Origin of the sequence: Bradyrhizobium sp. LMG 9283 (genome assembly GCF_045571415.1) — a bacterium.
Lineage (GTDB): Bacteria > Pseudomonadota > Alphaproteobacteria > Rhizobiales > Xanthobacteraceae > Bradyrhizobium.
In genome coordinates this window covers 3,531,493-3,549,117 of record NZ_CP120691.1, presented here as the reverse complement: position 1 = coordinate 3,549,117, position 17,625 = coordinate 3,531,493, and the positions used below count along the sequence as shown (strand labels likewise).

16 protein-coding genes and 1 pseudogene are annotated in these 17,625 nt (G+C 63.8%); 7 read left to right on the top strand and 10 right to left on the bottom strand.

Going from position 1 to position 17,625, the window contains the following annotated elements:
* The first annotated feature begins 28 nt into the window (after positions 1-28).
* Complete coding sequence (locus P6U29_RS16505; RefSeq protein ID WP_407118547.1) at positions 29-1,096, top strand: threonine aldolase family protein; 1,068 nt, start codon at positions 29-31, stop codon at positions 1,094-1,096.
* Here the strand turns inward: P6U29_RS16505 and P6U29_RS16500 are convergent, their stop codons facing one another.
* The 4 genes from P6U29_RS16500 to grxD are packed head-to-tail and all read right to left on the bottom strand — an operon-like array spanning position 1,097 to position 4,572.
* Complete coding sequence (locus P6U29_RS16500) at positions 1,097-2,377, bottom strand: serine hydrolase domain-containing protein (protein WP_407118546.1); 1,281 nt, start codon at positions 2,375-2,377, stop codon at positions 1,097-1,099.
* On the bottom strand, positions 2,358-3,644 hold the full coding sequence (locus tag P6U29_RS16495) for a serine hydrolase domain-containing protein (RefSeq protein WP_407118545.1): 1,287 nt from the start codon (positions 3,642-3,644) through the stop codon (positions 2,358-2,360). The genes P6U29_RS16500 and P6U29_RS16495 overlap by 20 nt, the downstream gene beginning before the upstream one ends.
* A 43-nt stretch (positions 3,645-3,687) precedes the next feature.
* The gene (locus P6U29_RS16490; protein ID WP_407118544.1) at positions 3,688-4,242 is read right to left on the bottom strand and encodes an O-acetyl-ADP-ribose deacetylase; all 555 of its coding nucleotides are present in this window, start codon (positions 4,240-4,242) and stop codon (positions 3,688-3,690) included.
* 3 nt (positions 4,243-4,245) lie between these two features.
* Positions 4,246-4,572, bottom strand: coding sequence for a Grx4 family monothiol glutaredoxin (gene grxD / locus P6U29_RS16485; protein WP_122402493.1), 327 nt, complete (start codon positions 4,570-4,572; stop codon positions 4,246-4,248).
* A 238-nt stretch (positions 4,573-4,810) separates the two neighbouring features.
* Here grxD and egtB point away from each other — a divergent pair, with 238 nt between their 5' ends.
* Both egtB and egtD read left to right on the top strand, forming a co-directional pair.
* The gene (gene egtB / locus P6U29_RS16480) at positions 4,811-6,109 is read left to right on the top strand and encodes an ergothioneine biosynthesis protein EgtB (protein WP_407119344.1); all 1,299 of its coding nucleotides are present in this window, start codon (positions 4,811-4,813) and stop codon (positions 6,107-6,109) included.
* Positions 6,110-6,157: 48 nt separating this feature from the next.
* Positions 6,158-7,129 (top strand): L-histidine N(alpha)-methyltransferase, encoded by a 972-nt coding sequence (gene egtD, locus P6U29_RS16475; RefSeq protein WP_407118543.1) that lies wholly within the window; start codon positions 6,158-6,160, stop codon positions 7,127-7,129.
* A 13-nt stretch (positions 7,130-7,142) separates the two neighbouring features.
* On the opposite strand, the gene P6U29_RS16470 is transcribed toward egtD, so the two are convergent.
* Positions 7,143-8,336: a low temperature requirement protein A gene (locus P6U29_RS16470; protein ID WP_407118542.1), complete on the bottom strand. Its 1,194-nt coding sequence runs from the start codon at positions 8,334-8,336 to the stop codon at positions 7,143-7,145.
* A 24-nt stretch (positions 8,337-8,360) separates the two neighbouring features.
* A complete protein-coding gene (locus P6U29_RS16465; RefSeq protein WP_027525381.1) occupies positions 8,361-8,597 on the bottom strand; it encodes a BolA family protein in 237 nt (78 codons plus the stop codon).
* Positions 8,598-8,780: 183 nt separating this feature from the next.
* On the opposite strand from P6U29_RS16465, the gene P6U29_RS16460 reads away from it, so the two are divergent.
* Complete coding sequence (locus P6U29_RS16460) at positions 8,781-9,140, top strand: DUF427 domain-containing protein (RefSeq protein ID WP_407118541.1); 360 nt, start codon at positions 8,781-8,783, stop codon at positions 9,138-9,140.
* Between the two features lie 123 nt (positions 9,141-9,263).
* Here the strand turns inward: P6U29_RS16460 and P6U29_RS16455 are convergent, their stop codons facing one another.
* On the bottom strand, positions 9,264-9,437 hold the full coding sequence (locus tag P6U29_RS16455; protein ID WP_007612121.1) for a DUF1328 domain-containing protein: 174 nt from the start codon (positions 9,435-9,437) through the stop codon (positions 9,264-9,266).
* 185 nt (positions 9,438-9,622) lie between these two features.
* Between P6U29_RS16455 and P6U29_RS16450 the strand changes: the two genes are divergently transcribed.
* Positions 9,623-10,810, top strand: coding sequence for an acyltransferase family protein (locus tag P6U29_RS16450; RefSeq protein ID WP_407118540.1), 1,188 nt, complete (start codon positions 9,623-9,625; stop codon positions 10,808-10,810).
* A 113-nt stretch (positions 10,811-10,923) separates the two neighbouring features.
* Here P6U29_RS16450 and purL read toward each other — a convergent pair whose 3' ends face one another.
* Positions 10,924-13,134: a phosphoribosylformylglycinamidine synthase subunit PurL gene (gene purL / locus P6U29_RS16445; protein ID WP_407118539.1), complete on the bottom strand. Its 2,211-nt coding sequence runs from the start codon at positions 13,132-13,134 to the stop codon at positions 10,924-10,926.
* Positions 13,135-13,318: 184 nt separating this feature from the next.
* Here purL and P6U29_RS16440 point away from each other — a divergent pair, with 184 nt between their 5' ends.
* Both P6U29_RS16440 and P6U29_RS16435 read left to right on the top strand, forming a co-directional pair.
* Complete coding sequence (locus P6U29_RS16440) at positions 13,319-13,798, top strand: PaaI family thioesterase (RefSeq protein WP_407118538.1); 480 nt, start codon at positions 13,319-13,321, stop codon at positions 13,796-13,798.
* A gap of 75 nt (positions 13,799-13,873) precedes the next feature.
* Entirely contained in the window at positions 13,874-14,839 is a 966-nt protein-coding gene (locus P6U29_RS16435; protein ID WP_407118537.1) for a DMT family transporter, read from the top strand.
* Between the two features lie 26 nt (positions 14,840-14,865).
* Here the strand turns inward: P6U29_RS16435 and P6U29_RS16430 are convergent, their stop codons facing one another.
* Positions 14,866-16,221: an NAD(P)H-dependent oxidoreductase gene (locus tag P6U29_RS16430; protein WP_407118536.1), complete on the bottom strand. Its 1,356-nt coding sequence runs from the start codon at positions 16,219-16,221 to the stop codon at positions 14,866-14,868.
* A 250-nt stretch (positions 16,222-16,471) separates the two neighbouring features.
* Positions 16,472-17,358, bottom strand: a pseudogene (locus tag P6U29_RS16425) (LysR substrate-binding domain-containing protein).
* Positions 17,359-17,625: the final 267 nt, after the last annotated feature.

The following is a 17,625-nucleotide window of genomic DNA, read 5'->3' as shown; positions in this document are numbered from 1 at the left end:
TGGCCGCAATGCGCTTAGGAGCCGTCGCATGCTCTACACCCCTCCCCCGATCGATCCCAAGGCGCCGCCGGTGCGCATCAACCTGCTCTCGGACACGCAGACCAAGCCGACGGCGGGGATGCGCGAGGCGATGGCGCGTGCCGAGGTCGGTGACGAGCAGGTCGGCGACGATCCGACCGTGAACGCGCTGTGCGAGCGCGTGGCTGATCTGCTCGGCAAGGAAGCCGCGGTCTACATGCCCTCGGGCACCATGTGCAACGTCACCGCGACGCTGGTGCATTGCCGTCCTGGCGACGAGATCCTCGCCCATGAGACCGCGCACATCATCGCGCGCGAAGGCGGTGCCCATGCAGCGATCGGCGGCTTCCAGGTCACCCAGCTCAAGGGCCCCGATGGCCAGTTCACGCCGGAGACGCTTCGCAAGGCGCTGCACCCGCGCACGCGCTACCAGCCGCCACAGACGGTCGTCAGCGTCGAGCAGACCGCCAATATCGGCGGCGGCACGATCTGGAAGAAGGCGGTGCTGGACGAGATCGTCGCGATCGCGAAGCAGCACGGCCTCGTCACCCATATGGACGGTGCGCGCCTGCTCAACGCCACCGTGGCGAGCGGAATCTCGCCGCGCGACATGACCGCGGGATGGGATTCGGCCTGGATCGACTTCTCGAAGGGCCTCGGTGCGCCGATCGGCGGCGTGCTTGCGGGTTCGCGCGCCTTCATCGATGCGGTGTGGCAGTGGAAGCAACGCCTCGGCGGCTCGATGCGGCAGGCCGGCATCTGCGCGGCAGCCTGCCTCTACGCGCTCGATCATCACGTCGAGCGCCTGGCCGACGACCACGCCAATGCGCGGGCGCTCGCTCGCGGACTGTCGCAGATCGCAGGCATCGAGGTGCAGGAGCCCGAGACCAATCTCGTGTTCTTCAAGCCCGACGGCGCCGGCATTCCCGGCGACAAGATGGTCTCAGCTCTCCGCCAGCGCGGCGTGACGCTCGCGATGATGGACGGCCGCATCCGCGCCTGCACACATCTCGACGTCAGTGCGAGCCAGATCGAGGAGACGATCGGATACGTGCGCGAGATCGTGCGCGGGGCTTAATCACCGCCCCATCGCCCGATAGATCAGCGTCTTCAGCTCGAGTTGAATCCGCCCGCGCTGCGAGGGCGTCTGCACCATGAAGATCCCGAACAGATCGTCTTCGGGATCGATGAAGAAGAACGTGCCGCCGACGCCGTCCCAGCGATATTCGCCGAGCGGCCATGACGTACCCGGCGGCACCGAGGTGCGCACCGCAAAGCCGAGGCCGAAGCCGGAACTAGCACCCGGATAGTAATTGTGGTCGCGCGCGATCTTCGTCTCCGGACCGACGTGATCGGACGCCATCAGTGCGATGGTCTCGGGCTTGAGATAGCGCCGCCCCTCGTAGCTGCCGCCATTCAGCAGCATCTGGGCGAAGCGGACATAGTCGCCGACCGTGCCGACCATGCCGGCCCCGCCGGATTCCCATGTCACGGGCTTGCTGATGTCACGGACCTCAGTCGTCGCGCTGATCTTGCGGTCCTCCGGCATCGGCTCGGCGATACGTGCAAACTTGGCGGGATCGGCGACGTAGAATGCGGTCTCAGTCATGCCGAGCGGATCCAGCAGCCGCTCCTTCTCGAACTCGAGCAGCGTCTTGCCCGAGATCACCTCGACGACACGGCCGAGCACGTCGGTGGCAAATCCGTAATTCCACAGCGTGCCTGGCTGCTCGGCCAGCGGCAGCGTCGTGATCTTCGCGACGAAGTCGGCGTTGGAAAAATCGCCGTTGAAGAGATTGGCCGCAGCATAGAGCTCGCGCACCGGCCCACCGCCGGAGAAGCCGTAAGGCAGCCCCGCGGTATGACGCAAGAGATCCTTGATCGTGACCGGACGTTCCTGCGGCTCCAGCGTCAGCGAAACCTTGCCGTCCCCCGCTTTCTTCTCAATGCCCACCTTCATGCTGGCAAAGGTCGGAATGTATTTGGACACGGGATCGTCGAGTGCAAGCCTGCCCTCTTCGACCAGCATCATCGCCACGACTGATGTGATCGGCTTCGACATCGAATAGAGACGGAAGATCGTATCCGCGCTCATCGAGAATTCGGTCGCGATATCGCGAACGCCGAAATTCTCGTAGTAGACCGGCTTGCCGTGCTGTTGGAGCAGCAGGATGGCACCGGGAATCTTTCCGGTAGCGATCTCGTTCCGGATGTAATCGGAGACCTTTGCCAGGCCTTCAGGTGAGAATTTGCGCGCGGCGCCCTCGGAGCCCGCACGCGCACCGACCAGGCTGAGCAGAAGAACGAGCGCCGCGATGAACGCGCGGCGCCCGCGTATGTCAATTCTCCATGGCTTCATAAACCAACTGCTTCAATGTTCGCTGCACGCGCTGGCGCTCGGTCGGGGTCTGCTCCAGGAGGACGAAGAACATGTCCTGCTTGGGGTCGATCACGAAATAGCAGCCCGAGGCACCGTCCCACTTCAGCTCGCCGAGATTCCCGGGCGGCGGCGGTTTGGCGTTGCCCGGATCGGTTCGGACCGCGAGCCCGAGGCCGAAGCCAAAACCGTCGCCGGGGAAGTAGAAATAATCACGATCGACACCCGAGCCGGGGCCGACCTGATCGGTCACCATCAGCTTGAACGTCTCGGGCTTGAGAATGGTCTTGCCGTCGAGACTGCCGCCATTGAGCAGCATCTGCGCAAAGCGCTGATAATCCGCCATGGTTGTGACCATCCCGCCGCTGGCGAACTGGATCTTCTTGCTCACCGTCGGATCGTTGATCCGGCCGACCCGGAAATCGGCATCGTTCGGCAATGGCTGTGCCAGAAGCTTCTGCTTCTCTGGGTCCGCGACGAAAAAGCCGGTATCGACCATGCCGAGAGGATCGAGCAGCTTCTCGCGCATGATATCCATCAGCGGCTTGCCGGCGGCGACCTCCATCACACGCGCCAGCACGTCGGTGGAGTGGCCATATTGCCACAGCGCGCCCGGCTGGTTGTGCAACGGCAGCTTGGCGATGCGTTCGGCAAACTCGGCAAGATCGAAATCGCCTGCGTAGATGTTGGCCTCGCGATAGGCCTTGCGAACCAGGCTGTCACCGTAGAAGCCGTAGGTGATGCCCGAAGTGTGCGTCATCAGATCGCGCACGGTCATCGACCGCTTCGGCGGCACCAGCTCCAGCGACTTGGTGCCGTCCTCGGCCTTCTTCTCGACGCCGACCTTCACATTGGCGAAGGATGGGATGTATTTCGAGACGGGATCATCCAACTTGATCTTGCCGTCCTCGATCAATTGCATCGCGACCACTGCAGTGATCGCCTTGGTCATCGAGAACAGACGGAAGATCGTCTTGTCGGTGATCGGGGCCTCGCTGACCGCGTCCTGCACGCCGAAGACTTCGTGATAGACCGGCTTGCCATGCTGCTGGATCAGCACGTTTGCACCGGCGATCTTGCCGGTCACGACCTCGTTCTTGAAGAACTCGCTGATCCTCGCGAGCTTGTCCTGATTGAAATGCGCGCCGGCCGGAATCTCGTAGGTGCCCTCCGCCCGCGCCAGCGAGATCGCGGCAAGCGACATCAGCGCGCCGCAGGCGAGCGCACCCAGCCCAGACTGTGAAATCATACCCCCTCCCCCGAACATGGTCCGGCGGAGTGTACCGGCCAGTTCAATCGGCACAAGGGCCGCTGTGTCGCGCAAGCGCCTCGGCATGGAGCTTGGCGCTCGGTTCGGAGAAGCAGCAGAACACCACGCGAGCGACGGTTGGCGCCGAAGCGAGCCCTTCGATCGTCGTGCGCACGGCGATATCGGCCGCTCGGTCGGCAGGGAAGCGATAAATGCCAGTCGAAATCGCGGGGAATGCCACCGAGGTCAGCTTGTGCTTGCCGCACAGCTCCATCGATCGGCGATAACAGGAGGCGAGCAGATCGTCCTCGCCGAGCGTGCCGTCATTCCAGACCGGCCCAACGGTGTGGATCACATGTGCGGCCTTGAGTTGATAGCCCCTGGTGATCTTCGCATCACCCGTCTTGCAGCCGTGGAGCGTGCGACATTCGGCGACGAGCTCGGGCCCGGCCGCCCGATGGATTGCACCATCGACGCCGCCCCCGCCAAGGAGCGACGTGTTGGCGGCGTTGACGATAGCGTCAACGCCGAGTGTCGTGATGTCGGCAACGATGACCTCGAGCTCCGCACCGCCAATCCGGCGCGTCAGCAGGGTCACGTGTCAGGCCGCGACGGCGACGCCCTTCTCGGAGAAGAGTTGCTGCAACTCGCCGGCCTGGAACATCTCGCGGACGATGTCGCAACCGCCGATGAATTCGCCCTTCACGTAGAGCTGCGGGATGGTCGGCCAGTTCGAGTATTCCTTAATGCCATTGCGCAGCTCAGCGGATTCGAGGACGTTGAGGCCCTTATAGCCGACGCCGATATGGTCCAGGATCTGGACGACCTGGCCGGAGAAACCGCACTGCGGAAATTGCGGCGTACCCTTCATGAACAGAACCACGTCGTTCGACTTCACTTCATTGTCGATGAATTCCGCGATGCTCATTTCCGTGTCCTTCTGGGGCAGAGCCCTCACCAATTGCTTCGGGCCGGCTCAGCCGTTTTAACCCGATACCTGCCTATATATGTAGCCCAAACCGTTGTGCATCCAAAGTAAAATGGCGGCGACAGGCCCCTGGCGGCCATGCCGAGCCCAACAGGTCCATAGGCTGATGACATCAATATCATCGCCGAGGAGGACTTTCATAGCGTAACGGAGCCCCTATCTAGGACGAACCTTGGTTTTGGAACCGGGCAACGCCAACGACGTTCTCTTGTCCTGTCTGGAAAAAAACGTGACGAAACCAGCCTCCGCTACGGCCGTCCCCTCGCTTTCGTCACCGTCCTCCGACCCGGGCAACCTCGCCCAGCGGCTTAGGGACGCCTTTCTCGCCGTCCGCAACGAGACCGAGCGCCGGACCGCCCCGCTGTCCGCCGAGGACCAGCAGATCCAGTCCATGCCCGATGCCAGCCCGGCGAAATGGCACCGGGCCCATACCACCTGGTTCTGGGAGCAATTCCTGCTCGGCGAGCATGCTGTGGGGTACCGGCCCTTCCACCCCGATTTCGCGTTCCTGTTCAATTCCTATTACGTCAGCGCCGGCCCGCGACATGCCCGCAATCATCGCGGCGACATCACCCGTCCCAGCGCGGACGAGGTCGGCGCCTACCGGAGATATGTCGATGCTGCCGTCGTCAAGTTCTTCCGCGAAGCGAGCGCGGACAAGCTCCGGGCCTTGGCGCCTCTGGTCGAGGTCGGGCTCAACCACGAGCAGCAGCATCAAGAATTGATGTTCACCGACATCCTGCATGCCTTTTCGCAGAACCCGATCTACCCGTCCTATGACTCGGACTGGCGCTTCCCGGCCGCAACGCGCGGCGGCGATGACTGGCTGACACTCAACGAAGGCATCCACACCGTTGGCCATGTCGATGACGGCTTTCATTTCGACAACGAGAAGCCGGCGCACCGCGCTCTCGTCGGTCCGGTCAAGATCGCCCGCAATTTGGTCACCAATGCCGAGTGGCTCGCCTTCATGCAGGATGGTGGCTATCGGACCGCAACCCTCTGGCTGATGGACGGCTTTGCCGCGGCCAGCAAGGAAGACTGGCAGGCCCCGGGCTACTGGCGCGAGGTCGATGGTGCATGGCAGGTGATGACGCTCGCGGGCCTCAAGCCGGTCGATCCCGACGCGCCGGTCTGCCATGTCAGCTACTATGAGGCCGACGCGTTCGCGCGCTGGTCCGGCAAACATCTCCCGACCGAGATGGAATGGGAGGTCGCGGCCCGCGCTGGCCAGCTCAACGACGCCTTCGGCATCGTATGGCAATGGACCCGCAGTTCTTACTCACCCTACCCCGGCTACCGCGCCGTCGAAGGCGCGCTCGGCGAGTACAACGGCAAGTTCATGGTCAACCAGCTGGTGCTGCGCGGCTCCTCGCTTGCAACTCCGCAAGGCCACAGCCGTATCACCTATCGCAACTTCTTCTATCCGCACCACCGCTGGCAGTTCACCGGACTGCGGCTCGCCGATTACGACTAGAAATTCCGACGACAAATGCGCGCCGGACAGCGCGTTCAGGAGAGTATCATGAATGTGCACGCCAGCGCTTTGGCCGAAGCCCATCTTCCCGACGAGCAGACCACTGCCTTTGCGCGCGAGGCCATCGAGGACCTCTCGCAGCAGCCGAAAAAGCTGTCGCCGAAATATTTCTACGACGCGACGGGATCGGAATTGTTCGAGGCGATCACGCGCCTGCCGGAATACTATCCGACCCGCACCGAGCTTGCGATCCTGAAGGAGCGCGGGGGCGAACTCGCAAAGATCATTCCGGAGCACGCGGCACTGGTCGAGTTCGGCGCTGGCGCGACCACGAAGGTCCGCCTGCTGCTGGGTCAGTGCAAATTCGCAGCCTATGTGCCCGTCGACATCTCGGGCGACTTCCTGGCGGCGCAGGCGAACGGGCTGAAGCGGGATTTTCCCTCACTCGGCATCTATCCGGTGGCGGCCGACTTCACCGCGCCATTCGAGCTGCCCAAGCAGGTCGCGTCCATGCCGAAGGTCGGCTTCTTCCCCGGCTCCACCATCGGCAATTTCGAGCCGCAGGAAGCGCAGGCCTTCCTGAAGAGCGCCCGCGCAATTCTAGGCCGGGGCGCGCAGATGATCATCGGCGCCGATCTCGAGAAGGACGAGCGCGTGCTGCACGACGCCTACAACGATTCCGCCGGCGTCACCGCGCGCTTCAACCTCAATGTGCTGGTGCGCATCAACCGCGAGCTCGGCGGCAATTTCGACCTGTCCGCCTTCACCCATCGCGCGATCTACAACCGCGAGCGGCACCGCATCGAGATGCACCTGATCAGCAGGAAGAGCCAGACCGTGCGCCTGCTCGGCACCAGCTTCTCGTTCCGCCCCGGCGAGAGCATTCATACCGAGAACAGCTACAAATACAGCCTGGACCGCTTTGCGGCGCTGGCCCAAGGCGCGGGCTGGCGCGTTCGCGAAAGCTGGACGGATGCGGCGAAGATGTTCTCGGTGCACGCGCTGGAGGCGGCGGAGTAGCCGGCGCGGCGGCTCAATGCCCGTCCGCTTCCTCCGACGCCGACCCCAGCGACACCGACTCCCAGACTGCGACGACGATCATGATCACGGTCGTTGCGATCGACAGCCAGAGCGGCGACAGATCGGCGGCGAACCACCACAGCGCCAGCAGCAGGATGATGCCGATGCCGTGCGAGAGCTGCAGGAAGCCGCGGATCGCATGCTTGAACAGGATGGTGCCGACCAGGAACACCAGTGGGCCGCCTATCGTGCTTACGATGGTACGGATGTCGGAATGGCCGGTCGGATGCTTCAGCACCAGTTCGTCCGAGACCGCGGTCAGAATGATGCCGGCGACGATCGGCATGTGCAGATAGGTGTAGGCGAGCCGCGCCAGGCGGCCGGATTCGGCTGACTTGGATATCCGCTCAGAGCCGGCCTCCGCGCCCTTGTGGAAATAGATCCACCACATCGCGATGGCGCCGACCAGCGCCGAGACGAAGGCCAGGACGTTGCCCGCGGTCCACTCCAGTTCAGCGAAGGTCGCGCCGTTGACGACGATGGCTTCACCGAGCGCGATGATGACGAACAGCGCGCAGCGCTCGGCCATATGGCCGCCTTCGACGGCCCACGCCTCGACCGAGGAGAATCCAAGCCTCGGGACCCAGAAGCGTGCCGCCGGCGAGATGTATTCCCAGGTCACCGCCGCGATCCACAGCCATAGCCGGGTGTCGCCCTCGGACAGACCGCCTGCGATCCACAGCACCGCGGAGATCGACAGCCAGGTCAGGATGCGGATCGCGTTGTGCCGCACGGCCGTTCGATGCTGCGGCGTTGCGAACAGCCAGAACGCGGTACGTCCGACCTGCATGGTCGCATAGGCAATGGCAAACCATAGGCCACGCCCCTCGAACGCGGTCGGGATCGTGGTCGACAGCACGAGACCACCCAGCATCATCGCAAAGAGCAGGAGGCGGACCGGCGTCAGCTCGGGATTGAGCCAGTTGGTGACCCAGGCGGTGTAGACCCACACCCACCACACCGCGAGAAACAGCACCACGACATGCACCGCGCCAAGCGGCGTGAAATGGTGCAGCAACGTGTGCGAGATTTGCGTGACGGCAAAGACGAAGACGAGGTCGAAGAACAGCTCGACAAAGGTGACGCGGCTGTGCTGGTTCGGCACGATGACGCGAAACATCGCGCCGCGCGGGTTGTCCGCAGCCATCATCGTCCCCGTGGCGCGATCAGGTCAGCTGCCGGGTACGCCGGTTTGCAGCGCCAGCGCGTGCAGGACGCCGCCCATCTGGCCGCGCAGGGACTGGTAGACGATCTGATGCTGCTGGACGCGCGACTTGCCGCGGAAGGATTCCGAGATCACGGTCGCGGCATAGTGATCGCCGTCGCCGGCGAGGTCACGGATGGTCACCTCGGCATCGGGGATCGCTGCCTTGATCATCGCCTCGATATCGTGGGCGTCCATGGGCATTCGGGTCTTGCTCCTTCTGGTCTAAGTGTTCGAATCGCGGCCGGGGTCCCCTCGCCGGCAGGTTCAAACTTAGCGTGAACGGCCTTCTAGGTCACGCCTTCCGGCACTATATCCGTGATCCCATCAGGAAATAGGCACGACAAAGTGCCGCGCGTGGCAGATTGATCGAAAAGGCGTGAAATCATGAAGCTTCCAGGGCCCGACCACCCCATCACCATCACCCCGAACCCCCGGCGCGTCCGCGTGACGGCGGGCGACATCGTGATTGCCGAGACCAGCAAGGCGCTGACCCTGAAGGAGGCCAAATATCCGGCGGTGCAATATGTGCCGCGAGAGGACACCAACATGGCCCTGCTGGAGCGCACCGGCCGTGTCACCCACTGCCCGTACAAGGGCGACGCGAACTATTACAGCGTCAAGGCCGACGGCAAGACGCTGGACAACGCGATCTGGACCTACGAGACGCCCTTCCCCGCCATGACCGAGATTTCCGGCCATCTCGCCTTCTATCCGGACAAGGTGAAGATCGAGGAAGTGGGATAATTTCTGGGAGTTCGTCATGCCCGGGCTTGTCCTGGGCGTCCACATTCTTGATCATGCGCGGCGATGCGCGGATGGCCGGGACGAGCCCGGCCATGACAACGGAAAGACTTGGAGCAGCTCCGGCTACGCCCTGAAGATCGTGAGCCCCAATATCAGCAGCACCAGGAAGATCACGACGAAGACATAGAACAGGAAGCGGGCGATGTCGGCTGAGGCGGCCGAAATGCCGGTGAAGCCGAGCACGCCGGCCACGATCGAGACAAGTAGGAAGATCAGCGCCCATTTCAGGATGGTCATCGCCAGCTCCGAACTGCCGCTTTCCTGCGGCTCTCGCCTTTTTGGCGAACGCTAACTTCGCTGCGCGGAACTGGTTCCTGAAGTGGCGGGACCAAATCAGCCTTCAAAAGCACGGCTCAAACGGGCCTTGCTGAATCCGGTTCCCGGCGGCACAGTCCGGCCGGGACAGGGAGCGCGGGGCGGCCATGGTCACGATGTCACATTCAGCGACGATCGGCGCGGAGACGCACGCCGCGCCCACGAGCAAGGCGCGCAATCTGTCGCTCGACCGCGCCCGCACCTTCCTCACGCTCGTGGTGCTGCTGCATCATGCGGTGATCCCCTATACCCATTTCGGTCACACCGATCCGGCCTCCTGGGCCGGCTTCGACGTGATCGTGCTCGCCACCGACAGCTTCTTCATGGCGACGTTCTTCTTCCTGTCGGGCCTGTTCACCTGGCCCGGAATCGCGCGCAAGGCGCCATCGGTCTTTCTGCGCGACCGCCTGCTGCGCCTGGGACTGCCGTTCGCGATCGCGGCCTTCACCATTATCCCGCTCGCCTATTACGCGATCGCGCTACGGCACGAGCCCGGGCTGACCTTCCCTTCGTTCTGGTGGAAGACGGTGACGTCGGGCCCGTGGCCCAGCGGTCCGATCTGGTTCGTGTGGGTCCTGCTCGCGTTCGACCTGACCGCAAGCCTGCTCTACCGGGTCTCGGCGCATCTGATCGATCCGGTCAACCGCGTCTCGCTTCGCGGATTTGAACAGCCGGCCGCCTTCTGGCTGCTGCTGGCCACCGTCAGCTTCCTCGTCTACGTCCCGGCGCTGGTCTATTTCGGGCCTAACAAATGGTTCGAGTTTGGGCCGTTCTCGGTGCAAGCGAGCCGCGTCCTGCTCTACTTCGCCTATTTCTTCATCGGCGCCAGCGTCGGTGCCGCGAATTTCGATAGCGGCATCCTCGGTGCCGAGGGCCGGTTGCCGAAGAACCGCTGGCAGTGGGTGATCGTCACGCTGATCCCCTACTGCCTGCTGTGGGGCATGATCTACATCAAGCGCCAGATTCTCGGCAATCCAGATCCGCTGCCGCACTGGTACCATGTGTTCTACGGCACGTTCTTCGTCCTGTTCTCGGCCTCGATCCTGCTCGCGATCCTCGCCTTCTTCCTGCATGAGAAATCGCCGGGGCCGAACCTGCTCGACCGCATGCAGGCGGATGCCTATGGCATGTTCCTGGTGCATTACCCGATCGCACTGTGGATCCAGTACGCGCTGTACGACTATGCGCTGTCGGCCATCGTGAAGGCCGCGATCGGCTTCGTGCTCACGGTGATCTTGAGCTGGGGCCTGACGGCGGCCTTGCGGAAGATTCCCGGAGCGTCACACGTATTGTGAGGCGCGAGTCTGTAGCCCGGATGAGCGAAGCGATATCCGGGAAACAGTGCCAGCAAAGACCCGGATGTCGCTTCGCTCATCCGGGCTACGGGTCTGAGCTTGCGGAAGCCGCCTCAGGCCGCCTTCCCGCCCATATACTCCGGCAGCCAACGCTCGAATGATTTGCGCAACGCGTCGATCGCAACCGGCGCCTCACCGGCGATCGCAATCGCATCGCCGCCGGTGGTGCCGATCCGCACGCAGGGCACCTCGCAGCCGCGCATTTTTGCGAGCACGCGGCCGGCTTCGGTTTCCGGCACGGTGACAAGATAGCGCGCCTGGTCCTCGCCGAACCAATAGGCCTGCGAGACCAGCGCCGTGGGCGCCGCCAAGAGCTTTGCACCGATGCCGCTCGCCATCGCCATCTCGGCGAGCGCGATCAGGAGACCGCCGTCGGAGAGGTCGTGCACGGCGGTCGCGGTGCCCGCATGGATCATGCCACGCACGCAATCGCCGTTGCGCTTTTCGGCGGCGAGATCGACCGGCGGCGGCGCGCCCTCCTCGCGGCCGCAGATGTCGCGCAGGTAAACCGACTGGCCGAGCCAGCCATGGGTCTCGCCGACCAGCAGGATCGCCTCGCCCTCGGCCTTGAAGGCCAGCGAAGCGGATTTGGTGAAATCGTCGAGCAGACCGACGCCGCCGATCGAGGGCGTCGGCAGGATCGCGCGGCCGTTGGTCTCGTTGTAGAGCGAGACGTTGCCGGACACGACCGGGAAGTCGAGCGTGCGGCAGGCTTCCGAGATGCCCTTCAAGCAGCCGACGAACTGGCCCATGATCTCGGGCCTTTCAGGATTGCCAAAGTTGAGATTGTCGGTGATCGCGAGCGGCTTGCCGCCGACCGCAGTGATGTTGCGCCAGGCTTCCGCAACCGCCTGCTTGCCGCCCTCGAACGGATCGGCCTCGCAATAGCGCGGCGTGACGTCGACGGTCAGCGCCAGGCCCTTCGGCCCGTCCTGCACGCGCACCACGGCGGCATCGCCGCCGGGGCGCTGCATGGTGTTGCCGAGGATGACGTGGTCGTACTGCTCCCAGACCCAGCGCTTGGAGCACATGTCAGGCGTGCCGATCAGCTTCTCCAGTGCAGCACCGAGTGCCATCGGCGCCGGCACGTCGCGGGCATGCACGATCGGCAGCGCGGCGGAGGGGACATGCGGCCGGTCATAGACCGGCGCCTCGTCACCGAGCTCCTTGATCGGCAGATCGGCCATGACGTCACCGCCGTGTTTGACCACGAAGCGCTTGCTCGGCGTGGTGTAGCCGACCACGGCGAAATCGAGGCCCCACTTCGTGAAGATAGCCTCGGCTTCCTTTTCCTTCTCGGGCTTGAGCACCATGAGCATGCGCTCCTGGCTCTCCGAGAGCATCATCTCGTAGGCGCTCATGCCGGTCTCGCGGGTCGGCACCGCATCGAGATCGAGGTCGACGCCGAGATCGCCCTTGGCGCCCATCTCCACAGCCGAGCAGGTCAGGCCGGCCGCGCCCATGTCCTGGATCGCGATGACGCAGCCCTTTTCCATGATTTCCAGGCACGCTTCGAGCAGCAGCTTCTCGGCGAAGGGATCGCCGACCTGCACGGTCGGGCGCTTCTCCTCGGACTTGTCGTCGAACTCGGCCGACGCCATCGACGCGCCATGGATGCCGTCGCGGCCGGTCTTGGAGCCCAAATAGACGATCGGCATGTTCACGCCCGAGGCGGCCGCATAGAAGATCTTGTCGGCGTCGGCGAGGCCGACAGCCATGGCATTGACGAGGATGTTGCCGTCGTAGCGGGTGTGGAAGCGCACTTGGCCACCCACCGTCGGCACGCCGAAGGAATTGCCGTAGCCGCCGACGCCGGCGACGACGCCGGAGACGAGATGTCGGGTCTTCGGGTGCTCGGGCGCGCCGAAGCTGAGCGCATTGAGGCAGGCAATGGGACGCGCGCCCATGGTGAAGACGTCGCGCAGAATGCCGCCGACGCCGGTGGTCGCGCCCTGATACGGCTCGATATAGCTCGGGTGGTTGTGGCTCTCCATCTTGAAGACCACGGCCTGGCCATCGCCGATGTCGATCACGCCGGCGTTCTCGCCAGGGCCCTGGATCACCCAGGGCGCCTTGGTCGGCAGGCCGCGCAAATGGATGCGCGAGGACTTGTACGAGCAGTGCTCGTTCCACATCGCCGAGAAGATGCCAAGCTCGGTGAAGGTCGGCTCCCGCCCGATCAGCTTCAGGATGCGCTCGTACTCGTCGGGCTTGAGCCCGTGGGCGGCAACCAGTTCGGGGGTGATCTTGGGTTCATTCTTCATGGATTCGGGGCTTTCGGCGGCGGTTGGCCGTTCTTAGGAACATCGGGGGCTCACGAAAAGCCCTTTATGGCGCATTTTCCCGCTGTCCCACGTTTTGCGCCGGGGGCCCCGCGGGAACAGGAATTGCACGGCGCGAACGGATCGGATTTAAGGGCTAAAGACCCGCAATTGAAGGCCTATTTCCTTGCACGAATTGACCAAAGCGCCCCCGCCCCGCCGCCCCGACCTCCATGTCGCGACAGAGGGGGAATTCAAGGGCTGGCGGACCTGGATTCGCGACAGTTTTGAGTCCCATGTCGGTCCCTTCTGGCACCGGATCGAGGAGGACGGCAGCGTCCGCTGTGCCTTCCGAGTCGAGAAGAAGCACCTCAATGGCTCCGGCAACGTCCATGGCGGCTGCTACATGGCCTTTGCGGACTATTCCCTGTTTGCGATCGCCACCCACGTCCTGGATGGACGGGCCGTGACGACCAATTTTGCCTGCGAATTCCTCGACGCGGCCCGGGAGGGCGAGCTGGTCGAATGCACCGGCGAGGTGAGCCGGGCCGGCGGTTCGCTGATTTTTCTGCGTGGCAGGATGATGTCCGGCGACAGGCAGCTGTTCACCTTTTCCGGCACGATCAAGCGGGTGAAGCGGAAGGCGCAGCCTCAGCCAAACGCATAGCTCGGCGCCTTCCCTTTTCGCGTCCCCTCGCCCACAGTCGGGCCAAGCGCTGGTGCGCCGGGGAGCAGAAGCAAGGTGCCGCAGAGCACATCCGAGGCGGGCCGCATGACGGCGTCCGCATCAGCGCCATTGCCGTCGATCGCCGCCACCGGCGCGCGCAACTGGCGCGACTATGCACTGCTGCTCGCGCTGGCCTGCTGCTGGAGCTCGACCTATCCGCTGGCCAAGCTGGCGCTGGATACGATCCCACCCATCACCTTCATCTCGGCACGCTCGCTGATCGCGGCCGCCTTCCTGTTCGCTATCCTGTGGATGCGCGGGGTCAGGATCCCGACCGACGCGAAGGCCTGGAAGCTGTTCGCGACCCAGCAACTGATCAACTCGACCTTCCCGTTCCTGATCATCACCTGGTCGCAGCAATATGTGCCGGCCTCGAATACGGTGGTACTGGCCTCGACGACGCCGATCTTCGCGTTCCTGATCACCTCCCTGATCACGCGGCACGAGCCGGCGACGCTGCTGAAGCTCGCAGGCGCGATCCTCGGCCTCGCCGGCACGATTCTCATCGTCGGCCTCGATGCGCTACGCGGGCTCAGTAGCGAGATCATCGCGGAGATCGCAATCCTGCTCGCCACCATCTCCTTTGCCTGCGCGACCATCTTCGGCCTTAGACTATCCGAGTACGACCCGATGGTGGTTGCGGCCGGCTCGCTGCTGTTCGGCGGCCTCGTGCTGCTGCCGCCTTCGCTGATCATCGACCAGCCCTGGACGCTGCATCCGACGCCGACGGCGATCGTCGCCACCATCGTCATGGGCATCGTCTCCAGCGCGCTGGGCCTGATGCTGTTCTACGTCTGCCTCGCCCGACTCGGCACGCTGACCACCAACGCGCAAGGCTATTTGCGCATCCCGATCGGCGTCGGCCTCTCCGTGCTGCTGCTCGGCGAGAGCGTGCCGTCGAACCTCGCGCTCGGCCTGCTGCTGGTCATGGCCGGCGTTGCGGCCATGACGGTGCCGGCGGAGCGGCTGAAGCTGCGCTAACTTCAAACGCTCTTTGCGAGCGCCGATCAGGCGGCCATATTCGGCTGCCGGAAGGCCGCTTCCATCTCGCGGCGCACCCGCACGGCAAGACTATTGGGATCGTACTCCACATCCTCCCATTTCAGGCGCTGACCTGGTTCGATATCGGTCTTGAGTTTGACACGGTGGGCGAGGCCGAGCGGCAGGTAGCCCTGCTTCAGCGAAGCGTCAGCAGGGGTCTGCTTGCCCCAGACGCAGAAGCCGCCCTCGCCGTCGAGCATCTCGCCGGCCTTCAACTTGCGCTTGGCGGTTGCGACCACGTCCGAGTTGAACATGATCGGTGCGCCGGTCGGTTCCTTGCGCAGCGCCGCGGAGGCGACGGAGATGCCGAGCTCTAGCCCGATCATGTGGATCGGCCGGTACAGCGAGGCATATTTGCCGGTCTTGTCCGGCAGCATGCTGTATTCGCGGAAGCATTCCTCGGAATAGGCGCTGTCGGTCTCGAACACGACATAGGTCCCCATCACGAGGCTCTGCGGAACGTCGGAGCCGTCACGATAGACTGAGGACGTGACCTCGGTGACGCCCGACTTCTCCAGCATGCCGCCATCCGATTTTGGCTTGCAGATCTCGGCGTGCTCGAACCGCGTCGCCGGCGGAAACGACAGGCCCTCGCTCTGCGCATGCAGCCCGGTCGCATTGCACACCGCCGTCATCTCGATCCCGGACTTGGTGCCGTCGACGAAGGAGTTGAACATCTTCGGGTTGATCGAGTTGCGATCCCTGATCTTCATATACTTGTCGAGGATGTCCCAGACCGTGTCCGGCGTCGACTGGTGATAGGTCGGGTGGTAGCGCGTGCCCTTGCCGGCGGCGACGACCTTGAAGCCGGCCGCGCGCGCCCAGTCGACGTGATCGGCGATCAGGGCCGGCTGGTCACCCCAGGCGAGTGAATAGACGACCCCGGCCTGCTTCGCCTTGCGCGCCAGAATGGGCCCTGCGACCGCGTCTGCCTCGACATTGACCATCACGATGTGCTTGCCGTTCTCGATCGCCTTCATCGCGAAGCGGATGCCGGCACCGGGATCGCCGGTGGCTTCGATGATCACCTCGATCGCCGGATGAGTGATCAGCGCGTCGGCATTGTCGGTAACGACGGTGCGGCCGTGCTTGAGCGCGTCATCGATCGAGGATGCCGCATATTGCTCTTCCGGCCAGCAACCGAGCTTGAGCTGCGCGCGGGCCCGATCGGTGTTCAGGTCTGCGACGCCGACGAGATGCATGCCGTCAGTCTGCCGCACCTGCGACAGGAACATCAGGCCGAATTTTCCGGCCCCGATCAAGCCGATGGTAACAGGCTTTCCGGCCGCCTTGCGCTCCAGCAGCATGCGATGGAGATTCATCTGGATTTCCTTGAAATGTTTCCTCGGGTGACGGCGTTGTTGCAGCCATGCGGCCGCGCCCGCCTTGTACGGAAACGTTAGGCAGCAGCGAATCCGGGGGCAATTCAGATTATCTGCCGCGACGATGTAGGCGCGCTAAACAATCGATACGACCTAAAGCGCGATGAGGATGAATCATCATCGCGCTCTAGCTCTTTGTTTGCGCTTGATCTTTCTCGGAAAACCGCTTCACGCTTTTCCGCATCATGCGCTAGCGCGCGCACCAGGCATCGCGTTCCGCGCGCAACCAGTCGAGGAAAGTGCGAGTCTTGCGGTGGCGCAGATGGCCGTGCGGACAGACGATCCACTGCGTGGTCAGCGCGACCTCAGGCGGATTCTTCACCGGGCAAACCAGGCGGCCGTCGCGCAATTCGCGCCAAGCCAGCAGCTCGCTCTCGAGGCCAATGCCGAGGCCATCGACCGCAGCGTCGATCGCCATGTGACTGCGGTCGAACAGCACGCGCTTCCAGCGTTCCGCAGGCTCGATGCCGGCCTCCGTGAACCAGCGCGGCCATTGCATCTGCGATTTCACCGAATGGATCAGCCGGTGCTTGAGCAGGTCTTTTGCTGTGAGGCTCCCCGCCGCAAAGGACGAAGGCGCACATAGCGGAAGGAACCGCTCCTTGCCGAGGCTTTCCACGAACAAACCGGGCCAGCTGCCCTCGCCATGGCGGATCTCGATGTCGACATTCTCCTTGCGGAAATCGGTCGGCTCATTGGTGCCGTCGAGCCGCAATTCGATGTCCGGATTGGCATCCACGAAGCTTGCCAGCCGCGGCAGTAGCCATTTGCTCGATACGCTCGGTGCGGCGCGCACCGTCAATGTGGTGGCGGAGCGGACGCCGGGACATGCTGCGTGACGTCGGTGACGTGCTCGATCTCGCGACTGATCATCTCGAAATAGCGCTCACCCGCCTCGGTCAGCGTGATGTTGCGCCCGACCCGCGAGGTCAGCGCGGTGCCGAGATGCAGCTCCAGCGCCTGGATCTGCTGGCTGACGGCCGAGGGTGTCACCCGCAATTCGTCCGCCGCACGGGAAATGCTGCCCGCGCGCGCCACCGCGTGGAAGACGATGATGGCGCGGAACGGGATCTGCATCGGAGAACCTTTTAGGCCAGCTAAAGTGACGGCGAATATAATTCAATTGTCGCCCTTGGCCAGCGATCTAGGCTTCCTCTCAAGCAACCCGCGACAGACGGGTTCTGATCGAGGAAACAGGACGGCGCGGAGCGCCGGTTCGCCCGGGAGGAAGGACGCAAGGCCAGTCCTTTTCACCCAAGAAACGATTTTGACGACACCGCCGCAGGGCTTGCGCGCGGCAACGAACACGTGCGCCGACAAGGCGCGGCACAACAGCATCATGGG

Bases quoted from the DNA above. Each gene is read 5' to 3' on its own strand.
- grxD (WP_122402493.1), bottom strand. From the start codon at position 4,572: ATGAGCATCGCGGAATTCATCGACAATGAAGTGAAGTCGAACGACGTG.
- P6U29_RS16455 (WP_007612121.1), bottom strand. From the start codon at position 9,437: ATGACCATCCTGAAATGGGCGCTGATCTTCCTACTTGTCTCGATCGTG.
- P6U29_RS16505 (WP_407118547.1), top strand. From the start codon at position 29: ATGCTCTACACCCCTCCCCCGATCGATCCCAAGGCGCCGCCGGTGCGC.
- P6U29_RS16430 (WP_407118536.1), bottom strand. From the start codon at position 16,221: ATGAATCTCCATCGCATGCTGCTGGAGCGCAAGGCGGCCGGAAAGCCT.
- purL (WP_407118539.1), bottom strand. From the start codon at position 13,134: ATGAAGAATGAACCCAAGATCACCCCCGAACTGGTTGCCGCCCACGGG.
- egtD (WP_407118543.1), top strand. From the start codon at position 6,158: ATGAATGTGCACGCCAGCGCTTTGGCCGAAGCCCATCTTCCCGACGAG.
- P6U29_RS16460 (WP_407118541.1), top strand. From the start codon at position 8,781: ATGAAGCTTCCAGGGCCCGACCACCCCATCACCATCACCCCGAACCCC.
- P6U29_RS16465 (WP_027525381.1), bottom strand. From the start codon at position 8,597: ATGCCCATGGACGCCCACGATATCGAGGCGATGATCAAGGCAGCGATC.
- P6U29_RS16500 (WP_407118546.1), bottom strand. From the start codon at position 2,377: ATGAAGCCATGGAGAATTGACATACGCGGGCGCCGCGCGTTCATCGCG.
- P6U29_RS16495 (WP_407118545.1), bottom strand. From the start codon at position 3,644: ATGATTTCACAGTCTGGGCTGGGTGCGCTCGCCTGCGGCGCGCTGATG.
- P6U29_RS16450 (WP_407118540.1), top strand. From the start codon at position 9,623: ATGGTCACGATGTCACATTCAGCGACGATCGGCGCGGAGACGCACGCC.
- P6U29_RS16470 (WP_407118542.1), bottom strand. From the start codon at position 8,336: ATGGCTGCGGACAACCCGCGCGGCGCGATGTTTCGCGTCATCGTGCCG.